Annotated in this window: 19 protein-coding genes; 8 read left to right on the top strand and 11 right to left on the bottom strand. The window is 73.0% G+C overall.

The window, feature by feature from the left end; all coding sequences use genetic code 11:
* Window positions 1-169: 169 nt before the first annotated feature.
* Window positions 170-862 (top strand): FadR/GntR family transcriptional regulator, encoded by a 693-nt coding sequence (locus tag DWV08_RS14500; RefSeq protein ID WP_115414446.1) that lies wholly within the window; start codon window positions 170-172, stop codon window positions 860-862.
* Window positions 863-1,056: 194 nt separating this feature from the next.
* Here DWV08_RS14500 and DWV08_RS14495 read toward each other — a convergent pair whose 3' ends face one another.
* From DWV08_RS14495 to DWV08_RS14475, 5 genes are read right to left on the bottom strand one after another with little or no spacing between them, the layout of a single operon-like run.
* Window positions 1,057-1,992, bottom strand: coding sequence for an amidohydrolase family protein (locus DWV08_RS14495; protein ID WP_115414445.1), 936 nt, complete (start codon window positions 1,990-1,992; stop codon window positions 1,057-1,059).
* Window positions 1,989-2,966, bottom strand: a complete 978-nt coding sequence (locus DWV08_RS14490; protein ID WP_115414444.1) for an aldo/keto reductase — start codon at window positions 2,964-2,966, stop codon at window positions 1,989-1,991. Before DWV08_RS14490 ends, DWV08_RS14495 begins: the two co-directional genes overlap by 4 nt.
* Window positions 2,963-3,298 (bottom strand): L-rhamnose mutarotase, encoded by a 336-nt coding sequence (locus tag DWV08_RS14485; RefSeq protein WP_115414443.1) that lies wholly within the window; start codon window positions 3,296-3,298, stop codon window positions 2,963-2,965. Before DWV08_RS14485 ends, DWV08_RS14490 begins: the two co-directional genes overlap by 4 nt.
* 27 nt (window positions 3,299-3,325) lie before the next feature.
* The gene (locus DWV08_RS14480) at window positions 3,326-4,711 is read right to left on the bottom strand and encodes an enolase C-terminal domain-like protein (RefSeq protein WP_115414442.1); all 1,386 of its coding nucleotides are present in this window, start codon (window positions 4,709-4,711) and stop codon (window positions 3,326-3,328) included.
* Entirely contained in the window at window positions 4,708-5,574 is an 867-nt protein-coding gene (locus DWV08_RS14475; RefSeq protein ID WP_162801584.1) for a fumarylacetoacetate hydrolase family protein, read from the bottom strand. Before DWV08_RS14475 ends, DWV08_RS14480 begins: the two co-directional genes overlap by 4 nt.
* Before the next feature lie 216 nt (window positions 5,575-5,790).
* On the opposite strand from DWV08_RS14475, the gene DWV08_RS14470 reads away from it, so the two are divergent.
* The gene (locus DWV08_RS14470; protein WP_115414441.1) at window positions 5,791-6,573 is read left to right on the top strand and encodes an SDR family NAD(P)-dependent oxidoreductase; all 783 of its coding nucleotides are present in this window, start codon (window positions 5,791-5,793) and stop codon (window positions 6,571-6,573) included.
* A 25-nt stretch (window positions 6,574-6,598) separates the two neighbouring features.
* Here the strand turns inward: DWV08_RS14470 and DWV08_RS14465 are convergent, their stop codons facing one another.
* From DWV08_RS14465 to DWV08_RS14440, 6 genes are all read right to left on the bottom strand, one after another.
* Window positions 6,599-7,483, bottom strand: a complete 885-nt coding sequence (locus tag DWV08_RS14465) for an NAD(P)-dependent oxidoreductase (protein WP_115414440.1) — start codon at window positions 7,481-7,483, stop codon at window positions 6,599-6,601.
* 71 nt (window positions 7,484-7,554) lie between these two features.
* The gene (locus tag DWV08_RS14460; RefSeq protein ID WP_115414439.1) at window positions 7,555-8,910 is read right to left on the bottom strand and encodes a four-carbon acid sugar kinase family protein; all 1,356 of its coding nucleotides are present in this window, start codon (window positions 8,908-8,910) and stop codon (window positions 7,555-7,557) included.
* Between the two features lie 135 nt (window positions 8,911-9,045).
* On the bottom strand, window positions 9,046-10,446 hold the full coding sequence (locus DWV08_RS14455) for a GntP family permease (RefSeq protein ID WP_115414438.1): 1,401 nt from the start codon (window positions 10,444-10,446) through the stop codon (window positions 9,046-9,048).
* 197 nt (window positions 10,447-10,643) lie between these two features.
* Window positions 10,644-11,615, bottom strand: a complete 972-nt coding sequence (locus tag DWV08_RS14450; protein ID WP_115414437.1) for a 3-hydroxyacyl-CoA dehydrogenase family protein — start codon at window positions 11,613-11,615, stop codon at window positions 10,644-10,646.
* Window positions 11,616-11,763: 148 nt separating this feature from the next.
* Window positions 11,764-12,567 (bottom strand): SDR family NAD(P)-dependent oxidoreductase, encoded by an 804-nt coding sequence (locus DWV08_RS14445; RefSeq protein ID WP_115414436.1) that lies wholly within the window; start codon window positions 12,565-12,567, stop codon window positions 11,764-11,766.
* Between the two features lie 81 nt (window positions 12,568-12,648).
* On the bottom strand, window positions 12,649-13,569 hold the full coding sequence (locus tag DWV08_RS14440) for a sugar phosphate isomerase/epimerase family protein (RefSeq protein ID WP_115414435.1): 921 nt from the start codon (window positions 13,567-13,569) through the stop codon (window positions 12,649-12,651).
* 104 nt (window positions 13,570-13,673) lie between these two features.
* Here DWV08_RS14440 and DWV08_RS14435 point away from each other — a divergent pair, with 104 nt between their 5' ends.
* The 6 genes from DWV08_RS14435 to DWV08_RS14410 all read left to right on the top strand — a co-directional run bounded on the left by DWV08_RS14435 (window position 13,674) and on the right by DWV08_RS14410 (window position 20,354).
* Window positions 13,674-14,456, top strand: coding sequence for a FadR/GntR family transcriptional regulator (locus tag DWV08_RS14435; RefSeq protein WP_115414434.1), 783 nt, complete (start codon window positions 13,674-13,676; stop codon window positions 14,454-14,456).
* Window positions 14,457-14,625: 169 nt separating this feature from the next.
* The gene (locus tag DWV08_RS14430; protein ID WP_115414433.1) at window positions 14,626-15,459 is read left to right on the top strand and encodes a sugar phosphate isomerase/epimerase family protein; all 834 of its coding nucleotides are present in this window, start codon (window positions 14,626-14,628) and stop codon (window positions 15,457-15,459) included.
* A 35-nt stretch (window positions 15,460-15,494) separates the two neighbouring features.
* Window positions 15,495-16,397, top strand: a complete 903-nt coding sequence (locus DWV08_RS14425; RefSeq protein ID WP_115414432.1) for a phosphogluconate dehydrogenase C-terminal domain-containing protein — start codon at window positions 15,495-15,497, stop codon at window positions 16,395-16,397.
* Between the two features lie 65 nt (window positions 16,398-16,462).
* Window positions 16,463-17,896 (top strand): GntT/GntP/DsdX family permease, encoded by a 1,434-nt coding sequence (locus DWV08_RS14420; RefSeq protein ID WP_115414431.1) that lies wholly within the window; start codon window positions 16,463-16,465, stop codon window positions 17,894-17,896.
* Window positions 17,897-18,075: 179 nt separating this feature from the next.
* The gene (locus DWV08_RS14415; RefSeq protein ID WP_115414430.1) at window positions 18,076-19,791 is read left to right on the top strand and encodes a dihydroxyacetone kinase family protein; all 1,716 of its coding nucleotides are present in this window, start codon (window positions 18,076-18,078) and stop codon (window positions 19,789-19,791) included.
* A 95-nt stretch (window positions 19,792-19,886) separates the two neighbouring features.
* Window positions 19,887-20,354: a ribose-5-phosphate isomerase gene (locus DWV08_RS14410; protein WP_115414429.1), complete on the top strand. Its 468-nt coding sequence runs from the start codon at window positions 19,887-19,889 to the stop codon at window positions 20,352-20,354.
* Window positions 20,355-20,357: the final 3 nt, after the last annotated feature.

The following is a 20,357-nucleotide window of genomic DNA, read 5'->3' as shown; positions in this document are numbered from 1 at the left end:
GTGTCAACGGCAGTATGTGGCGTGGACGCGACCTTTCCTCCCAGATCTCGAGGAGCGACGTGGCAGACTCGTCCCGATCGCCGCCGACCATCGGGGAGACATCGGATCTCGGGACGCCGCGCCGCTCGCGCCGCCCACTCCCCCGATCGACCACGAAGGAGCACACGAGATGGCCTCCGCAGTCACCGACCGCGCCATCGCCGCCATCAAGCAGATGGTGGTGGACGGCGAGCTGACGCCCGGGGATCGCCTCCCGCCGGAGAAGGAGCTGTCCGAGCGGATCGGGGTGTCCCGCAACTCTCTGCGCGAGGCGGTGAAGGCGCTGGCGGTGATCCGCGTGCTGGACGTGCGCCAGGGCGACGGCACCTACGTCACCGCGCTCGAGCCCGAGCAGCTGCTGGAGTCCCTCGCCTTCGTGCTGGACCTGCACCGGGATGCCAGCTACGTGGAGATCCTGGAGATCCGACGACTGCTCGAGCCGGTCGCCGTGGAGCAGGCCTGCCCGCACCTGACCGACGAGGACTTCGCGCAGCTGGAGCGGATCATGGAGGACATCGACGCCAGCTCCGGCATCGAGGAGCTGGTCATGGCGGATGTCGCCTTCCACCGCCTGATCAACGACCGCTGCCCCAACAACTACCTGAGCACGCTGCTGGAGAGCCTGGGCGGCTCCAGTGCGCGGGCGCGGATCTGGCGCGGCCTCACCGACGACTCCGCGATCGAGCGCACCCTCGCCGAGCATCGGCGGATCCTCGACGCGCTGCGGGCACGCCGCCCCGATCTGGCCCGCATCTACGCCGCGGCGCACGTGGCGGGGGTCGAGTCGTGGCTGCTGCAGCAGGGGGAGCCGCCGGCGGAGTGAACCGGGCCCGGTCCGGCGGCCACCTGGCACCCGGCACCCGGCACCCGGCACCCGGCACCCGGCACCCGGCACCCGGCACGGACGATCGAACAGCCCACTGACGAACCGCATCCGGGCCGGCACTGGTTCGTGAGCCGACTGTTCGCACCCGCACCGCACCACGGCCTCAGGCGGAGGACGCGCTCACCTCCCGCTCACCCGGCGGCCCGCGCCTCGCCGAGGCGGCGGTAGACGCGGGCCGCGGTCCCGTGGGTGACGGCGGCGACGTCGGCCGCGTCCCAGGTGCGCAGGTGCGCGAGCAGCGGTGCGAAGCCGGCGGAGACGTCGAGCGCGCGCGGCGCGATCGGCCAGTCCGAGCCGATCATCAGCCGGTCCGGGCCGAAGAGGGCGCGGGCCCGCTCGACGGCGTCCGCGAAGTCGCCGTCGCCGCTGGTGGAGAGCCCGGACAGCTTCGCGACGACGTTCGAGTGCGTCGCGATCGCGGCGATCTCCTCGTCCCAGCGGCGCATCGCCGCAGCGTCCCCGAGCGGAGGCTTGCCGAGGTGGTCGAGGACGACGGTGAGGGTGGGATGCCGCTCGGCGATGCGCACCACCTGCGCCATGTGACGCTCGAAGGCGTCGGGCACGTCCAGCGGCAGGCCCGCCTCCGCGAGGAGGTCCAGGGAGTGCGCCACCTCGGGCCGGTCCAGGAAGCCGGGGTCGGGGTCGTCGTGCACGAGGTGACGGACGCCCACGAGGTGATCGGTGTGCTCCGGGTCAGCGAGCGCGGCGCGCACCGCCTCTGGGTCCCTCAGCGGCAACCAGCCGACCACGTCGGCGCGGGCGAGGCACCCGTCGGCCTCGATCGCGCGGGCGGTCGTCTGCAGGTGGGCGGTGTCCTCGGCGGTGTCGTCCGCCTGGACGAGGACGACGCGGGTGACGCCGAGCGCGCGCAGCTCCTCGCGCACGTCCTCGATCGTGACGGTGCGGCGCAGCGCAGCGGGGGCGTCGGCGAGCCAGGCGTAGGGGCTCCGCTCGAGGTCCCAGAGGTGCAGGTGGGCATCGGTGACCGGGCCGGGGGTCGCGTCGGGATCGGGCGCGGGGTCCGGGGCGGGCGCGGGGTCCGGGGCGGGCGCGGGAGCGGGGGTCATGCCGAGCTTCCTGCGGCCCGCGCCTCGCGCTCGAGCCGCTCGATCTCCGCCCACGCCGCCTCCGGCACGGGCGCCGCCATCCGCTCGAGGTTGGAGCGCACCTGTGCAGCGGTGCGCATCCCGAGCGCGACGGAGCGCACCGCGGGATGGCGCAGCGGGTACTGCACGGCGAGGTCCGGGAGCGTGATGCCGTGGCGTTCGGCGAGCGCGGCGAGCTCCCGGGCACGCTCGAGCATCGCCTGTGGGGCGCGGCCGTACTCGTAGGGGGCGTCCTCGGGGACCTCGTGCTGGGCGAGCAGGCCCGAGTTGAACACGGAGACGGCGATGATGCCGACGCCGCGCGCCTCGCACTCTTCGCGCAGCTCTCGGGAGGCCTCCTGCTCGAGCAGGGTGTACCGGCCCGAGAGCATCACCAGGTCGATCAGGCCCGTGCGGACCGCGCGGGTGAGGACGCGGGCGTCCTTGGAGCCGACGCCGACGGCGCGGACCAGGCCCTCGTCCCGCATCCTCGCGAGAGCCGGGAGGCCCTCCGCGATCGCCTGATCCTCCGGCCCCTCCTCGGGGTCGTGGGCGAACAGGATGTCCACGCGGTCCAGGCCCAGGCGCTCGAGCGACTGCTCGTGCGAGCGCCGCACCCCGGACTCGGAGAAGGCCCACTCGCGCACGTGGTGGTCGGGGACGGCGAACCCGTTCGCGGTGTCGTCGCCGGTGCCGGGCCCGGGCCGCAGCAGACGTCCCACCTTCGTGGAGAGCAGGTACTCCTCGCGCGGGTACGGGGCGAGGCGCTGCCCCAGTCGGCGCTCGCTGGTGCCCAGGCCGTAGTGCGGGGCGGTGTCGAAGGAGCGGATGCCGGCGTCCCAGGCGGCGCGCACAGCGCCGTCGGCCTCCTCGTCGGTGGTGACGCGGTAGAGGTTGCCGAGCTGGGCGGCGCCGAAGCCGAGGCGCGGCAGGGCGAGGGCCCCGGCGGCGCTCACGACTCCTCCCCCGGCGCCTCGTCGGGCAGGGACCAGACGGGGCGGATCCCGGAGTCCTCGCCGCCGTAGTCGTCGACCACCTCGAGGAAGCGGTTGATGTGCTCCTGCCAGGCCTGGTTGGCGGGGTCGTCCGCGAGGGCGCGACGCATCGCCTGGTAGTCCTCCACCTCGACCAGGTGGAACAGGTCGCGGCCGTCGCGCCAGATGCGCCAGCCGTGCACGCCGGCGGCGCGCAGGGTGGCGTCGAGCTGGTCGGGGATGCGGGCATGCTCGCGTTCGTAGTCCTCCTCGTGGCCTGCGGCGATGCGGGTGTGCAGGGCGATCCGTTCCATGCGGGGTCCTCTCGGCAGGGCGGGCGGTCAATCGGCGGCGGGGACGGGGACCGGGACGGCAGCGTCGCGCCCGTCGTCCTCGGCGCGCTCGTCGGACGGACCGGGCCCGTCGGCCGCGGCGATCTCCTGCCAGACGGGGCCGTGGGGGAACAGGTGCTCGGCCACGGAGGTCTCGTGCATGCGGGCGCCGCCGCCCGGGGCCTCGGGCGGCATGTAACGGCCGCGCTCGATCCGCACCGGCACCTCGAAGTGCTCGTGGAGGTGGTCCACGAACTCGATCCGACGCCGGGGATCCTCCCCCGCCACCGCGACCGCGTCGACGAAGGCGAGGTGCTGGACCATCTCGCACAGTCCCACGCCGCCGGCGTGCGGGCACACGGGCACGTCGAACTTCGCCGCGAGCAGGAGGATCGCGAGGTTCTCGTTGAGGCCCGCCACGCGGGTGGCGTCGGCCTGCAGCACGTCGATCGCACCGGCCTGCAGCAGCTGCTTGAACAGGATCCGGCTGGCGCCCTGCTCGCCGGTGGCGATGCGCACCGGGGAGACCGCCTCGCGGATCGCGGCGTGGGCGAGGACGTCGTCGGGGCTGGTGGGCTCTTCGATCCAGTACGGATCGTGCGGGGCCAGCGCCCGGATCGCGCCGATCGCCTCGGCGGTGCCCCAGCGCTGATTCGCATCCACGGCGATCGGGTAGTCCGGGCCCATGACCTCGCGGGCGATGCGCAGGCGGCGCTCGTCGTCGGCCGGATCGGCACCCACCTTGAGCTTCACCATCTCGAAGCCGTCCTCGCGCGCCTCGCGCAGCAAGCGCGCGAGCTTCTCGTCGCTGTAGCCCAGCCAGCCGGGGGTGGTGGTGTAAGCGGGCACGCCGCTCTCGCGCAGCGCCGCGATCCGCTCCTCCTTGCCCTCCTCGCCGCGGCGGAGGATCTCGAGCGCCTCCTCGCGGGGTAGCACGTCCTCGAGGTAGCGCAGGTCCACCAGGTCCAGCAGCTCCTCGGGGCTCAGCATCGCCAGCGTGAGCCACAGCGGCCGGCCCTCGCGGCGGGCGCGCAGATCCCACAGGGCGTTGACCACGGCGCCGATCGCCATGGTCATCACGCCCTTCTCGGGCCCCAGCCAGCGCAGCTGCGAATCGTGCACCAGCTCGCGGTACAGCCCGCCGAGGTCCGCCAGCACCGCCTCGACGTCACGCCCCAGCAGGTGCGGGGCCAGCGCCTGGATCGCGGCGCTCTGCACGTCGTTGCCGCGCCCGATGGTGAACACCAGTGCCGTGCCGGCGTCCGGGGCGTCGGTGCGCAGGGTGAGGTAGGCGGCGGAGTAGTCCGGGTCCGGGTTCATCGCATCGGAGCCGGAGAGGTCCCGGCTGGTGGGGAAGCGGACGTCCTGGACGTCGAGGGCGGTGAAGGTGGTCATCGGGTCCCCGGCACCCCGGCCGCCACGAACCGGGTGCGCTGGGCGCCGAGCCCGTCGATGCCGATCTCCACCACGTCCCCCGCGGCGAGGTACGGGAAGCGGCCGGAGAGCGCCACGCCCTGCGGGGTGCCGGTGTTCACGAGGTCGCCGGGCGAGAGCACCATGTACTGGCTGAGGTGGTGCACGATCCGGGCGACGGTGAAGATCATGTCGGCCGTGGTGGAGTCCTGGCGGGCCTCGCCGTTCACGCTGGACCACAGGCGCAGCGCCTGCGGGTCCACCTCGTCGGCCGGGACCAGCGAGGGGCCCAGCGGATTGAAGCCGCGCGCGTTCTTGCCCTTGGACCACTGCCCGCCGGACTCGGCCAGCTGGAAGTCCCGTTCGGAGAGGTCGTGGCTGGTCACGTAGCCGGCGATCACGTCCAGCGCCGCCTGCTCATCGAGGAGGTACGCGGCCTCGGCGCCGATCACCACGCCGAGCTCCACCTCCCAGTCCACCGTCGAAGCCCCCGGCGGGATCTCCACCTCGTCCTGCGGGCCGATCACGGTGTTGGGGTGCTTGTGGAACAGGATCGGTACCTCGGGCGGGGCGGCCCCGGACTCCGCGGCGTGGGCCGCATAGTTCTGGCCGATGCACAGCACCGCGGGGGGCCGCGCGATCGGGGCGCCGACGCGCTCCTCCTCGGCGCCCTCCCAGACGGGCAGCTCGCCGGCGTCCAGCGCGGCGCGGGTGCGCGCGATCCCGCCCGCGGCGAGGAAGTCGCCGTCGATGTCGCGGGTGAGGGGGTCGAGCCGGTGGGTCACCCCGTCGGCGATCACCGCCGGTCGCTCCTGGCCCGCCGGGCCGAGACGTCGCAGTTCCACGAGCACTCCGTTCACGACCGGGCCGAGGGATCCGCGCCGACGGGCGCCCGATCCTGACCCCGTCGACCACATCATCCTATGTCTGGACGGGAGTTCCCCACAAGCAACACCAGAGAACTGCAACAACAATGCACTTCTGCGCGATCCGCGACGTCGACACCCCCGCAGAGCTAGGATGATTCGGCGAGCATGTCATCCCACCTCCGAGGAGCTCCCATGGCCACTCCCCCTCCCTCCGATGCCCACGCGACCGCCGGCGAGTTCGCCGGGCTGTGCGCCCTGGTGACCGGCGGCGCCTCCGGCCTCGGCGCGGCCACCGCCGAGGAGCTCCTGGCGCGCGGAGCCGCGGTGGCGGTGCTGGACCTGCATCCCGAGGGCGCGCCCGAGGGCGCCGTGGCGCTGGCCTGCGACGTCGCGGACCGCGACGCGGTGCAGCAGGCGGTGGACGCCGCCGCCGCGCAGCTGGGCGGGCTCGACATCGTCATCAACAACGCCGGGATCGGCGCGCAGGGCGATGCCGCCGCGAACGACGACGCGCAGTGGGCGCAGGTGCTGGACGTGAACGTCACCGCGGTGGCCCGCGTGGTGAGCGCCGCCCTGCCCCACCTGCGCCGCTCCGCGCACGCGGCGATCGTGAACACCGCCTCGATCGCCTCCGCCGTGGGGCTGCCGCAGCGGGTGCTGTACTCGGCCAGCAAGGGCGCGGTGCAGGCGATGACCCTCGCGATGGCCGCCGATCTGGTGGGCGAGGGGATCCGGGTGAACGCGGTGCTGCCCGGCACGGCCGACACGCCGTGGGTGGGCCAGCTGCTGGACGCCGCCGAGGATCCGGCGGCCGAGCGGGCCGCCCTCGAGGCGCGCCAGCCCCACGGCCGCCTGGTGAGCGCCGAGGAGGTGGCCCAGGCGCACTGCTACCTGGCCTCGCCGCGGAACCGTTCCAGCGTGGGCGTGCTGCTGCCGATCGACGGCGGCGTGGTGGGGGTGCGCACCCGCCGGTGAGCGGCGCGCCGGCCGACGGGCCGCGTCAGTCGGTCTCGCCCCGCAGCACCTTGTAGACGATCGAGTCGTCCCGGCGGTCCCAGCCCAGCGCGCTGCCGCGCTGGTAGACCTCCTGCGCGGAGGCCGCGAGCGGGACGTCCTGGGACACCTCCGCCGCGGCCTCGGCGACCAGGCCCATGTCCTTGACGAAGATGGTCAGGGCGGAGCGGACGTCGTCGAAGGCGCCGTCCACCATGCGCTGGCCGCGGTCGCCGAACATGAACGAGGCGGCGGCGCCGGTGCCGAGCACCTCGTGCACCTGGCCCAGGTCCAGGCCCATCGCGTCGGCGAGCGCGAGCGCCTCCCCGGCGGCGGCGATGTGCACGCCGCACAGCAGCTGGTTGACGACCTTGAAGCGCTGGCCGTCGCCCGGTCGGGGGCCGACGACGGGGGCGTTCGAGGCGAGCGCGTCCAGCAGCGGGCGCACGGTCGTGACGTCCTCCTCCGCGCCGCCCACCATGACCAGCAGATCTCCCTGCGCGGCACGGGCGGCGCCGCCGGAGACCGGGGCGTCGACCACGTGCGCCGTGATCCCCTCGAGGGAGGCGACGGTCTGCTCGATCGCGGCAGGGCCCACCGTGGACATGACCAGCAGCGTGGTCTGCGCCGTGAGCTCGGAGGCGATGCCGCCCTCGCCGTGCAGCACGGACTCCAGCTGGGCGGGGGTCGCCACCATCACCACCACCACGTCGGCGCCGCGCACGGCCTCGCGGGCGGAGGCCGCGGGGACGGCGACGTCCGCCACGGCGTCGCGTGCGGCGGGGTTCAGGTCGAAGGCGGTGACGGGGTGGCCGGCGAGCGCGGCGGCGCGCGCCATCGGGGTGCCGATGGCGCCGAGTCCGATCCAGGCGACGGCGGGGGCGGGGGTCATGGCGGGTCTCCTCGGGTGAGCGGGCGGCGGCGGGGCGGGCTGCGGCGGGCGGTCTACGTCGGGCGGGCGGATCAGCGGGCGGCGACGGCCGCGGTGAGGGTGTCGACCACGTCGGCGAGGGCCTGCTCGCCGCCCACGTTGCCGGGGAAGACCACGTACGGCATGCCGAGCACCTCCTCCGGCGCCTCCTGCGCGGAGAAGAGGGAGACCTGGCCCGGCCAGAACTGGCCCTCCACCTGGGCGCGGCGGATCCCGAGCCCGCCCGCGGCGACCTCGTGGGAGGTGATGCCGCCCTTGGCGACCACCCAGGCGGGCTTCGCGCCGCGTACCCGCTGCACCACCTCGACCACGGCGTCGGAGACGCTGCGGGCGATGGCGAGGGACTCGGCGGGATCGTCGGTGCGCACCAGGTCGCGGCTGGTGTAGAGCACGCAGTCGGCGCGGCCCAGGGTCTCGCGCACGGCCGCGGCGAGCTGGTCCAGGTGGGCCTCGCGGCGCTCGTCGAGCACGGAGGGGACGTGGAGCTCGTGCTCGACGAGGGTGCCGCGCGCCTGCACCGCGCGCAGCTGCGTGGTGGTGAGGCCCACGTGGGAGCCGACCACCACCAGGCCGTGGCCGAGACGGCCGGCGGGGACGGCGATCGAGTCCGGGCCCACCACGCGGGCGCCGCGCTGCCCGGCCAGAGGGCGCACGAAGGACGGGCCGCAGCGGGTGAGGAACGTGCGGCCCTCCGCCTCGAGCTCCGCCACCGCCTGCGCGACGGTCTCCATGTCCGCGTACTCGGTGGCGTTGACCACCACCCAGCGGCGCTCGCGGGCACCGGCGAGGACCTCGCGCACACGGGGCACGCCGCCGGTGCGGATGTCCTCGAGGGAGAGGCTGAGCACGTCGCTCGCGCGCACCGCCCCGCCGGAGCGCTCCTCGAGGAACTCGCGCAGGTCGGAGTGGTGGTACCCGAAGGTGGCGTCGCGGGCGAAGTCGGTCTCCTCCACCCGTCGCGCCTCCCCGCCGACGACCGCGTAGTGCACGTCCCCCTCGGTGAAGCGGCCCGCCTCGAGCATCGCCGGGACCAGCAGGATCGCGTCCACCGCGATCCCGTGCGCCGCCAGCTCCTCGCACAGCGCGACCGGTTCGGCGATCACGTGCCCGCGCAAGGTGGAATCGGAGCGGGAGACGACGTGCAGCCCGTGCCGGGCCACGGGGTCGGCGAGCACGCCGGAGAGGACGCGGCGGTTCAGGGCCACGGCCTGCGGCTCCTCCAGCGCACGGGTGTTGGTGAGCACGAAGCAGGTGGAGCCGGGCGCCTCGAGCGCCGCGGCGGCGACCGCCGGATCGGTGTCCAGGGCGATGTCCACGCCGGCCACGCACTGCGAGCCGGTGGGGTCGTCGTCGAGCACGAGGAGTCGGTGCTGAGGGGTCTCGGGCACGGGGACCTGCCTTCCGGGCGGGCGAGGGCTGTCGCGTTGCGGACCGTCGCGGTGGCGAGGGCTGTCGCGAGGTGAGGGCGGTGAACGGGAGGTGGGGTCGGGGCGCGCACGCCCCGACCCCACTGTGCCACCGGATCAGGCGGCGATGACGAACACGACCGAGGAGAGGGCGAAGCCCACCAGCGAGATGGTGGTGCCCACCAGGGACCAGGTCTTGAACGTGGTGACGGTGTCGAAGCCGCAGAACTTGCCGATGAGCCAGAACCCGGAGTCGTTCACGTGCGACCAGCCGATCGACGCGGCCCCGATGGCGATCACCACGGCGGCCACGGCCACGGCCCCGAAGTCGCCGGCCATGATGGCCGGCGCCATGATCGAGGCGCCGGTGGTGGCGGCGACCGTGGCGGAGCCCTGCGCGATGCGCATCGCCATCGTCACCAGGTAGGCGGCGACGATCAGCGGCAGGCCCATCGCGTCCAGCCCGTCGGCGACCTCGCCGCCGATCCCCGTCTCGGTGAGGACCCGGCCGAAGGCACCGCCTGCGCCGGTGATGAGGATGATCGAGCAGACGGGCCCGAGGGCGTCGTCCACCAGCTCCTCGAGCAGCCCGCCGGTCGCCTCGCCGCGACGGCGCCTCGGGAGCACGTACAGCACCAGCATCGCCAGCAGGGCGGAGAGGGCGAGCGCCACCGGGGTGGCGCCGATCAGGCGCGAGAGCTGGTAACCGACGTTGTCGGCGGTGACCGTGCCCTGCGCCTCGAGGGTGGAGAACGCGGTGTTGAAGAAGATCAGCACCAGCGGGAGCAGCAGCACCAGCAGGATGGCGCCGAAGGAGGGGCGCTCCTCGGCGGGGACGTCGCGGGGCTCGCCCAGCAGGGTCGGCACGGGGGTGTCCGGGAAGCGGCGGGAGATCGCACGGGCCACGAGGTAGCCGCCGAAGTACCAGGTGGGCAGGCCGATGAGCAGGCCCACCAGCACCACCAGGCCGATGTCCGCACCCATCACGGTGGCGGCGGCGGTGGGTCCGGGGTGCGGGGGCAGCAGGGCGTGCATCATCATGAACGACGCGATCGAGGGCAGCACGTAGAGCATGAACGAGCCGCCCAGGCGGCGGGCCACGGTGTAGATCACCGGCAGCATCACGATGAAGCCGGCGTCCAGGAAGATCGGGAAGGCGTAGAACAGCGAGGCGACGGCGAGGGCGAGCGGCGCGCGCTTCTCGCCGAAGGTGTCGAGCATCTTGTCGGCGAGCACCTGCGCACCGCCGGTGACCTCCACCAGTCGGCCCAGCACGGCGCCGAAGCCGACCAGCAGCGCCACGGTGCCCACGGTGGAGCTGAAGCCCGTGATCACCACGTCGATCACGTCCCCCACCCCGATGCCGGCGGCGAGACCGGTGGCGACGGCGACGATGAGCAGGGAGAAGAAGGCGTGCAGGCGGGCCTTGATGATGAGGACGAGCAGGACGGCGATCGCGACCACGGCGATCGTGAGCAGCAGCCAGACGGGCCGGTCTGCGAGGACGAGGTCTTCCACGAGTGTCTCCGGTGACGGTGGGGCGGGACGCGTCGGCCTCCCTCACGCGCGAGCGCTCGGGACCCGGGGTGTCGCACGGGCCCCGAGCGCTGGCTCGGTTCCCGGGCGGCGATGCCCGGCCGACGGGCGGAGCCCGCGGGATGGATGAGGTGGGAGGGGAGCGGCGGGCGGCAGGGGCCGGCCGCCGCTCCCGGAGGTCAGTCGGCCGTCGGGGCGGCGGTGGGCGCCGGGCCGAGCTCGGCCAGGAGCTGCGACATCTTGGCGTAGGCCTTGTTGCGGTAGGCGACGAGCTCGGCCGCGGTGGCCTCGTCGTAGTCGCCCAGCAGGCCCTTGCCGTTCTTGACGCCCTTGCGGTCCGCGGCGGCGGCGTCCTTCAGCAGCTGCGGGGTCGCCAGGCGCTCCCCGAAGGCGTCCTCGAAGGTGACGAAACAGTTCGCGTACACGTCGAGTCCGGCCTGGTCGGCGATCGCGAAGGGACCGAAGAAGCCCAGGCGGAAGCCGAAGGTGGTGCGGACGATCGTGTCGACGTCCTCGGCGGTGGCGACGCCCTCCTCCACGATCTTGGTGGCCTCCTTGAGCAGCACGTACTGGAGGCGGTTGAGCACCATGCCGGGGGTGTCGGCCACCTGGGCGCCCTCGTTGCCGGAGGCCGCGAGCAGCGCCTTGACCGCCTCGACGGTCTCGGGCGTGGTGGCCTCGCCGGCCACCAGCTCCACGCCGGGGATGAACGGTGCCGGGTTGGAGAAGTGCACGGTGAGGAACCGCTCGGGGTTCTTCACGGCGCTCACCAGCTCCTTCACCGGGATGGTGGAGGTGTTGGTGCCGATGATGGCGTCCGGGCGGGCGTGCTGCGAGATGGTGCCGAGCACGTCGCGCTTGACGTCCACGCGCTCGAACACCGCCTCCTCGATGAAGTCGACGTCCGCCACGGCCTCCTCGAGGGTCTTGCCGGCGGAGATGTTCTTCGCGACGAGATCGGCGGAGCCGGGGCTGTACAGGCCCTGCTCCTCGAACTCGCGGGCCTCGCGCTGCAGGCGCTCGAGGGAGGCGTTGGCGTTCTCGACGCTGACGTCGGCGATGGTGACGTCGAAGCCGGCGATGGCGAGCACCTGGGCGATGCCGCCGCCCATGTAGCCGGCGCCGACGATGGTCACGGTGGAGATGGTCATGCGGGGAACTCCTTCGTCCGGGCTGCGCGCCGTCGCGGGCGAGGGCGCCTGTGCCGTGCGGGATCGGCGATCCTGCGACAGCGATACAGCACTGAGGGTATTGATCCTATGGGATATTGGCTAGTGGTGGGCGATCCAGCGGTGGGCGTCAGTGCATGTGCTTGCCGCCGTCGACGCTGATCGAGGTGCCGCTGACGAAGCTGGAGTCCTCGCCGACGAGGAATCCGATGAGACCGGCGACCTCCTCGGGCTGGCCCACGCGCTGCAGCGGGATGTCGGCGCTCATGCCGGCCTTGCGATCCTCGGTGAGGGTGCCGCCCATGATGTCGGTGTCGATCGGGCCGGGCAGGATCACGTTGGCGGTGATGCCGTGCTGACCCAGCTCACGGGCACTGCCGCGGGTGAGTCCCTGGATCGCGGCCTTCGCGGCGGCATAGCCGGTCTTGGAGAAGGTGCCGCCGCCGTCCAGCGCGGTGATCGAGGCGGTGTTGACGATCCGGCCGCCCACGCCGCCGTCGATCATGCGCCGCGCCGCGGCCTGGGTCATCAACAGGGTGCCCTTGGCGTTGACGTCCATCACGCGGTCCCAGATCTCCGGGGTGAGCTCGAAGATCGAGTGGGGGCTGGGGATGCCGGCGAGGTTCACCAGCGCCACCACCTGCGGCATCTCGGCGTCGATGCGCGCGAAGGCGGCGTCGATCGAGGCCTGGTCGCTCACGTCCACGCCCACGCCGAGCACCTTCTGGACAGCGCCCTCGGGCAGCTCGGCGGTGAGCTCGGCGGCGAACGCCTCGGTGGCCTCGCCGTCGATGTCGGCGGCGACCACGCTCCATCCCTGCGCGAGGAGCGTGCGCACCACGCGCCGGCCGATGCCGCGCTCGGCGCCGGCGCCGGTGACCACGGCCGTGCGGGCATCGGGGAAGGGCTGGATGCGGCGGATCTCGAGAGTCATGGTTCTCCTTCGAACGGTGAGGGTCTGCGGGGCGCGCGGGGTCGCGCCCCGCTCCGGCCGTGGCCGGGTCGGGGTGCGGCGTCAGGCCAGGGCCGAGGCCAGCACCTGGCGGATGTAGTGCACGTTCTCGGCGATGACGCCGAGGGAGTCGGAGCCGTAGTGCTCGCAGCAGAACGGGCCGGTGTAGCCGTGATCGAGGGCGCGACGGATCACCTGGCGGTAGTTGATGTAGCCGTGCTTCAGGGGCATCGGCGCGCTCGAGTACGCCCCCGTGGCCGGGTCGTAGTCGCGCGTGTAGTTCTTGATGTGCCAGAAGTTGGAGTGCGGGAGCACCTTCTCGAACATGTCCGACCAGGGCTCGACCTCGCGGTGCAGGCGCACGAGGTTGCCCAGATCCGGGTTCAGGCCCACGGCCTCGTGGTCGACGTCCTGGAGGAACGCGACGGCCTCGTCGGCCGTGCCCACGTAGGTGTCCTCGTACATCTCGAGGCTGAGCTGGATGCCCTGCGCCTGCGCGGCGTCGCCGAGGGTGCGGGTGCGCTCGATCGCGAGGTCGCGCAGCGCCGGGTCGTCCACGTGGCCGTCCTCGAGCCAGAACCAGATCGCCGCGGCCTGCGCGGGGGTGAGGTCTTGCATGAAGCCGGTGTTCACCACGCTCACGCCGAAGCTCGGGGCGAGCTCGATGAACCGCAGCGCGTCGGCCAGGTTCTCCTCGCCGCGGCGGGTGTCCACCACGGAGTTGCGGGTCATGGAGATCGAGGAGAGGGTCAGCCCCTCGCCGTCCAGCACGCGGCGGAACTCCTCGACGCGCTCGTCGGAGAGTTTGGCGAGCGGGAGCCAGGCGTCGGTGGGGTCGATCTGGTCGACCCCGAGCTCCTTGACCTGGCGCAGCTGGGACGCCCACACCGAGGACGAGGCCTCGAGGGTCGGCGTGCCGTCCGGCGTGGTGCTGCCGAACGAGAGCATGTTGGCGCCGATGGGCCAGTTCTCTGCGGTGAACATCGTCGTCCTTTCCTCGGGAAGATCGCGTCATGGATCCTATAGGAACTTTGGTCGGAGGGGAAGCGCCACGGCCCGCCACCGCGAGTCTTGGTACCTTTCCTGCCATGCCCGCCTACTCGGACCGCTCCTCGGACGCCCTCGTCGCGTCACTCTCGGCCGTGCCGGCGGGCACGCCCGTCTCCGGTGTGGCCGGGAAGCTGCTGGAGCGGCTCACCGACGGGACCCTCGAGCCCGGCACCCGCCTGCCCCCGGAGCGCCGGCTCGCGGAATCCCTCGGCGTGGGCCGCTCCGCGGTGCGCGAGGCCCTCGCCGCGCTCGAGATCCTGGGGATCGTGGACGTGCGCCCCGGCTCCGGCACCTACCTTCGCGGCAGCGCCAGCGAGCTGCTCCCCCAGACCCTCAGCTGGGGCCTGATGATCGGTTCCCGCAGCACGGACCAGCTGATGGAGCTGCGGGCGGGGCTGGAGAGCTTCACCGCGCGCCTGGCGGCCGAGCGGGTCGACGGGGTGCGCCTCGAGCGCCTCCGCACGACGATCGAGACCATGCGCGAGGGCCTCGAGGACGTGGAGGCGTTCGTCGCCGCGGACTCCTCCTTCCATGCCCTGCTGGGCGAGGCCGCCGGCAACCCGGTGGTCACGGACCTGCTGAAGGTCACCCGGCAGCTGCTGCGGGTGTACAACGACCGCGCCGTGCACGAGGGCGAGGACATGCGCACCGCCCTGGACGAGCACAGCGAGATCCTCGCCGCGCTCGAGGCGCGCGACGGCGACCGCGCCGCCTCCGCGATGATCGCCCACATGGCCTCGGCCCGTCGACGCCTCCTGCGCGACAGCGGCGGGCCGGACGCCGACGAGTCCGCCGCCTCGCAGGACTCCCCCGCCGGCTGACAGCCCTCCCGCCGCAGGCCGGCACCGCCGCCCGCGCTCCTCCGCGCTACCCCCGCACCGACGTCGGCACCGCTCCCTGCCCACTTGCGGCCAACCGGTTGACCGGTTGGCCGGATCGGGTCTACGGTGTCCGCGACGCATCACCACGAGACGACGGAGTTCCCGGCCAATGAAGATCGGCATCGGCACCTACGCCCTGTTCTGGGAGTTCGCCGAGCGCAATCCCGCACCCCTCGGCATCGCCGGGATGATCGACCGCGCCGCGCGCCTGGGCTGCGACGTGTTCCAGATCTGCGACGACCCGCGGATCGAGGAGCTGGACCTCACAGCCCTGCGCGACCTGCGCGAACGGGCCGAGATCCTCGGGCTCGAGCTGGAGCTCGGCACCCGCACCGTCGGCCGCGAGCACCTCAGCCGCTACGTCGACATCGCCGAGGCGCTCGGCGCCCGCACCCTGCGCTCGATGATCCAGAGCCAGGAGATCGCGGCCGGCCCCGCCGCGGCGGTCGCCGAGTTGCGCGCCTCGCTCCCCCGCCTCGAGGAGGCCGGCGTGACCCTCGCCCTCGAGACCTACGAGCAGGTCCCCACCGCCACCCTGCTCGCCGTCGTCGAGGAGCTCGACTCCCCGCACGTGGGCATCTGCCTCGACCCCGCCAACTGCGTCTCCGCCCTCGAGCACCCTCGCGACGTGGTGGAGGCCTGCGCGCCGCGCACCGCGAACCTGCACGTGAAGGACTTCGCCTTCGCGCGCCAGGAGGGCTGGGTGGGCTTCACGTTCTCCGGCGCCCCGCTCGGCGAGGGCCTGCTGGATCTCGACCACGAGCTCGACGCCGTGTACCGGGGCCACCGGCTCCCGTCGGCCCGAGGCGGCGCCCCGTCCGCCATCGTCGAGCACTGGCTGCCCTGGCAGGGCGACCTCGAGGCCACCCTCGCCCGCGAGCGCGCCTGGACCGACCGCACCCTCGCCGCGCTGCGCGACTGGCGCAGCACCCACCTGTCCTGACCCTCCACACCCCCACTCTCGAAGGAGAACCTCTGATGACCAGCAGCAAGGAACTGAACCCCCTGTACGGCAAGTCCGTGGAGCTCGACCCGTCGATCTCGGTCGCCGTGGTCGGCGCGGCCGGGAAGATGGGCACCCGCGTCTCCAACAACCTGAACCTCACCGACGCCCCGATCCACTACGTCGAGGCCTCCGAGGCCGGCCGTGAGCGCCTGAAGGAGCTGGGCCGCGAGGTCAGCACCCTCGAGGACGCCGCCTCCGCGGCCGACGTGGTGATCCTCGCGGTGCCGGACGTGGTGCTCGGGACGATCTCCGAGCAGGTGGTGCCGCTGATGAAGGACGGCTCCGTGCTGCTCACCCTGGACCCGGCCGCCGCGTACGCGGGCCTGCTCGCCGAGCGCGAGGGCGTGCACCAGGCCTGCGCCCACCCGGCCCACCCGTCGGTGTTCCTCGAGCGCACCACCCCCGAGGAGTGGGCGGACACCTTCGGCGGCATCGCCGCCCCGCAGGAGGTCGTGGCCGCCTACGAGGGCGAGGACGAGCAGATCCGCGAGACGGTCGCGAAGGTGGTCCGCGCGATCTACGCCCCCGTCATCGACGTGCACTGGGTGACCGTCAAGCAGCTCGCCCAGCTCGAGCCCACCCTGGTGGAGACCACCGGCTGCATGATCGGCCAGTTCCTCAAGGACTCGATGGACCACGCGATCCACGAGGTGGGCATCCCGGAGAAGGCCGTGAAGGCCCTGTTCTACGGGCACATCTTCATCGCGCTCACCAATGCGCTGCGCGGCTCGAACCCGTTCTCCGAGGCGTGCCTGCGCGCCATGGACTACGGCCGCGACTCCCTCATCAAGCCCGACTGGACGAAGATCTGGGACGACCAGGAGCTCGACACCGTGCTCGCCCAGATGCTCGACCTCGACACCATCGAGCGCTGACCAGCACCTCTCCCCTGCCGGGGGTGGGCGAGGACGCCCGCCCCCGGCCCTGACCAAGGATCATCATGGACCCCCTGCTCCTCGTCGCCATCGCCGTCGGCGCGATCGCGATCCTCCTGCTCACCGTCATCAAGCTCAAGTGGCCGGCCTTCCTCGCCCTGCTGTTCGTGGCCGCGCTGACGGCCCTGGCCGCCGGCATCCCCGTCCAGGAGGTCGTCCCTCTCATGATCGAGGGCATGGGCGGCACCCTCGGCAACGTCGCCCTGCTCGTGGGCCTCGGCGCCATGCTGGGCGGCATCATCGAGAAGACCGGCGGCGCCGAGGTGATCGCCCTCGCCGCCGCCCGCACGCTCGGGGAGAAGCGCCTCGAGCAGGCGCTGCTGCTCTCCTCCGGCCTGGTGGCGATCCCGATCTTCTTCGACGTCGCCTACATCATCCTGGTGCCGATCATCTTCGCCTTCGCGAAGGCCGCCGGCCACCGCGGCCCGGCCATGATCGGCATGCCCGTGGCCGTGTTCATGGTGTTCATCCACAACACCGTGCCGCCGCACCCCGGCGTGGTCGGCTCCACCACCCTGCTGGGTGCGGACCTCATGGGCATGGTGACCCTCGCCGGCATCCTGCTCGCGATCCCGATGGGGTTCATCGTCTACGTGCTGGGCAAGCGCCTCACCGCGAACATCGTCGACTACTCGCCGGAGACGGCCCGGAAGTTCGCCCTCACCGGGGCGGCCGGCGTGGGCGCGCCCACCGGCGGCGCGGGCGAGGCGGGCGGCGACGGCGGCCTCGGGGCAGGCGCCTCCGAGGGCGATTCCCCGTCGGCCACGCGCCCGCCCGCGGCGCTGGTCATCGCCCTGATCCTGCTGCCCATCGTGATGATCGCGATCGGCACCGTCGGCGGGATGCTCACGGCCGACGACTCCGCGGCCGCGCACGTGGTCTCCTTCGTGGGCGCCCCGGCGACCGCGCTGCTGGTGGCCACGCTCGCGGCCATGTACCTGCTGGGCCGCATGCACGGCTGGGGACGCCAGCAGATCAGCGAGGTGATGGACGGCGCCCTGGGCCCGGCCGCGATCGTCATCCTGGTCACCGGCGCCGGCGGCGTGTTCGCGAAGGTGCTCACCGAGACCGGCGTGGGCGATGCGCTCTCCGGCATGCTGCTGGACCTGGGGGTGCCGATCCTGCTGCTCGCCTTCCTGGTGGCGCTGGCGTTCAAGGTGGCCCAGGGCTCCGGCACCGTGGCCACGCTCTCCGCCGCGGGCATCGTGCAGGGCACGGTGACCTCCGGGGAGTTCTCCTCCGTGCAGATCGTGCTGATCATCCTGGCGATCGGGATGGGATCGCTCTCGCTGTCCCACATCAACGACTCCGGGTTCTGGATCTCCACGAAGTTCATGGGGCTGTCGGTGATCGACGGGCTGAAGACCTGGACCGTCATGTGCACCGTGCTCGGCGTGCTCGGCATGCTGCTGATCAGCCTCGCCTGGCTGGTGGTCTGACCATTCGGCGGGATGTTCCGCTGTCCGGGCTTCCCGTCGCATGATCGGGAGGGCCGGGCGGAACGTCCCGCCCCGCACCGCACGTTTCCTATAGGATCTCACTGTCGCGACCTCGTCGCCCGGCACCCCACGACCACGCGCCGTCGGCCCCCGCACGGCAGCACACGGAGGACCCCACGATGACGTACCTCTTCAACGACGCCTCGGACTTCGCCGCCGAGGCCGTCGCAGGGCTCGCCCTGTCCCATCCCGACCACGTCGCCGTGGTGCACGGCGGCGTGGTGCGCGCCACCGAGACCCCCGCGGGCCAGCCCGCCCTGGTGATCGGCGGCGGCTCCGGCCACTACCCCGCCTTCGCCGGCTGGGTGGGTCCGGGCATGGGCCACGGCGCGCCCTGCGGCAACATCTTCGCCTCGCCGTCGGCCTCCCAGGTCTACTCGGTGGCGCGCAACGCCCAGAACGGCGGCGGCGTGATCCTGGGCTTCGGCAACTACGCCGGGGACGTGCTCCACTTCGGCGCCGCGGCGGAGAAGCTGCGCGCCGAGGGGATCGACGTGCGGATCATCAAGGTCAGCGACGACATCATCTCCAACACCCCCGAGAACCACCGCGACCGCCGCGGCATCGCCGGCGACCTGCCGGTGTTCAAGATCGCCGGCGCCGCGATCGAGGCGGGCGCGGATCTCGACGCCGCCGAGCGCATCGCGTGGAAGGCGAACGACGCCACCCGCTCCTTCGGCGTCGCCTTCGACGGCCCCACCCTGCCCGGCGCGGAGGGCGCCCTGTTCCACGTTCCCGAGGGGCAGATGGGCGTGGGCCTGGGCATCCACGGCGAGCCCGGGGTGCGCGACCAGCCGATCGGCACGGCCGACGAGATCGCGGCCATGCTGGTCGAGGGCGTGCTCGCCGAGCAGCCCGAGCGCACGGACGGCGGCTACCAGGGCCGCGCCGCGGTGCTCGTGAACGGGCTGGGCACCGTGAAGTACGAGGAGCTGTTCGTGGTCTACCGCAAGGTGGCCGAGCTGCTCGAGGACGCGGGCATCACCTCCGTGCGTCCCGAGGTGGGCGAGCTCGTGACCAGCCTCGACATGGCCGGCCTCTCCCTCACCCTGGTGTTCCTCGACGAGGAGCTGGAGCAGCACTGGCTCGCCCCGGTGGACACCCCCGCCTTCCACCGCGGCGCGATGCCGGCCGTCCAGCGTCCGCGCCGCACCTCCTTCTGGGAGGCGGGGGCCGACGAGACCCCGGAGTCCACCGAGGAGTCCCGCGCCGTCGCCGCGCAGGTCGCAGAGGTGCTGGCACTGTTCGAGAGCGTCTGCGCCCGCGAGGAGGCCGAGCTGGGCCGGATCGATGCGATCGCGGGCGACGGCGACCACGGCCAGGGCATGGCCTACGGCTCCAGCGGGGCGGCCGCCGCGGCGCGTGCCGCCCTCGAGGACGGCGCCGGGGCCCGCACCCTGCTGGTCCGGGCCGGGGAGGCGTGGTCGGAATCGGCCGGCGGCACCTCCGGTGCGCTGTGGGGCGCGGCCCTCATCGCCGCCGGCGGCGTGTTCGACGACCGGGACGGGGCAGGCTCCCGCACCGTGGTGGACGCCCTGGACGCCGGCATCGACGCGATCCAGCGCCTGGGCGGCGCCCAGGTGGGCGACAAGACGATGATCGACGCGGCGGTGCCCTTCCGCCAGACGCTCGCGAGCACCTTCACCGGCGAGAACGCCGCCGCCGCGATCCTCGAGGCCGCCGGAGCCGCCCGCGAGGCGGCCGACGCCACCGCCTCGATCACGGCGACGCTGGGCCGCTCCCGCGTGCTCGGCGAGAAGTCCGTGGGCACCCCCGATCCCGGCGCGATCTCCTTCTCGATCCTCATGAAGGAGCTCGGGCAGCACCTGTCCTGACCTCGACCCCGGGGTGCGGGACCGGACTCCCGCACCCCGTCCTGGCAGGCGGCCCCGCCTGCGACCCTCGACCACCCTCTCGTGAAGGAGAACCCATGGCACTGCGGATCATCGTCGGCGGAGACAACGCCGGCTACACCCACAAGGAAGAGCTCAAGGCCCTGCTCGAGGCCGACGACCGCGTCGCCTCGGTGGCCGATGTGGGCGTCGGCTCGGCGGACGACGGCACCTACTACCCCGACGTCGCCGTCGCCGCGGCGGAGAAGGTCGCCGCCGGGGAGGCGGACAGGGCGCTGCTGATCTGCGGCACCGGCCTGGGCGTCGCGATCGCGGCGAACAAGGTCTCCGGGATCCGCGCCGTCACCGCGCACGACCTCTACTCCGTGCAGCGCTCGGTGCTGTCCAACAACGCGCAGGTGCTGTGCATGGGCCAGCGCGTGATCGGCCTCGAATCCGCGAAGGAGCTGGTGAAGGTGTGGCTGGACCTCGAGTTCGATCCCGCCTCCAGCTCCGCCGCGAAGGTCGACGCGATCTGCGCCTACGACGGCTCGCTCGAGAAGTGACCT

Source organism: Brachybacterium saurashtrense (genome assembly GCF_003355475.1).
GTDB lineage: Bacteria > Actinomycetota > Actinomycetes > Actinomycetales > Dermabacteraceae > Brachybacterium > Brachybacterium saurashtrense.
The sequence above is the reverse complement of the archived record's forward strand: the minus strand, read 5'-3'. Positions and strand labels throughout refer to the sequence as shown.

Coding starts and splice junctions, on each gene's coding strand:
- DWV08_RS14500 (WP_115414446.1), top strand. CDS start 170: ATGGCCTCCGCAGTCACCGACCGCGCCATCGCCGCCATCAAGCAGATG.
- DWV08_RS14495 (WP_115414445.1), bottom strand. CDS start 1,992: ATGACCCCCGCTCCCGCGCCCGCCCCGGACCCCGCGCCCGCCCCGGAC.
- DWV08_RS14485 (WP_115414443.1), bottom strand. CDS start 3,298: ATGGAACGGATCGCCCTGCACACCCGCATCGCCGCAGGCCACGAGGAG.
- DWV08_RS14480 (WP_115414442.1), bottom strand. CDS start 4,711: ATGACCACCTTCACCGCCCTCGACGTCCAGGACGTCCGCTTCCCCACC.
- DWV08_RS14470 (WP_115414441.1), top strand. CDS start 5,791: ATGGCCACTCCCCCTCCCTCCGATGCCCACGCGACCGCCGGCGAGTTC.
- DWV08_RS14465 (WP_115414440.1), bottom strand. CDS start 7,483: ATGACCCCCGCCCCCGCCGTCGCCTGGATCGGACTCGGCGCCATCGGC.
- DWV08_RS14450 (WP_115414437.1), bottom strand. CDS start 11,615: ATGACCATCTCCACCGTGACCATCGTCGGCGCCGGCTACATGGGCGGC.
- DWV08_RS14445 (WP_115414436.1), bottom strand. CDS start 12,567: ATGACTCTCGAGATCCGCCGCATCCAGCCCTTCCCCGATGCCCGCACG.
- DWV08_RS14440 (WP_115414435.1), bottom strand. CDS start 13,569: ATGTTCACCGCAGAGAACTGGCCCATCGGCGCCAACATGCTCTCGTTC.
- DWV08_RS14435 (WP_115414434.1), top strand. CDS start 13,674: ATGCCCGCCTACTCGGACCGCTCCTCGGACGCCCTCGTCGCGTCACTC.
- DWV08_RS14430 (WP_115414433.1), top strand. CDS start 14,626: ATGAAGATCGGCATCGGCACCTACGCCCTGTTCTGGGAGTTCGCCGAG.
- DWV08_RS14425 (WP_115414432.1), top strand. CDS start 15,495: ATGACCAGCAGCAAGGAACTGAACCCCCTGTACGGCAAGTCCGTGGAG.
- DWV08_RS14420 (WP_115414431.1), top strand. CDS start 16,463: ATGGACCCCCTGCTCCTCGTCGCCATCGCCGTCGGCGCGATCGCGATC.
- DWV08_RS14415 (WP_115414430.1), top strand. CDS start 18,076: ATGACGTACCTCTTCAACGACGCCTCGGACTTCGCCGCCGAGGCCGTC.
- DWV08_RS14410 (WP_115414429.1), top strand. CDS start 19,887: ATGGCACTGCGGATCATCGTCGGCGGAGACAACGCCGGCTACACCCAC.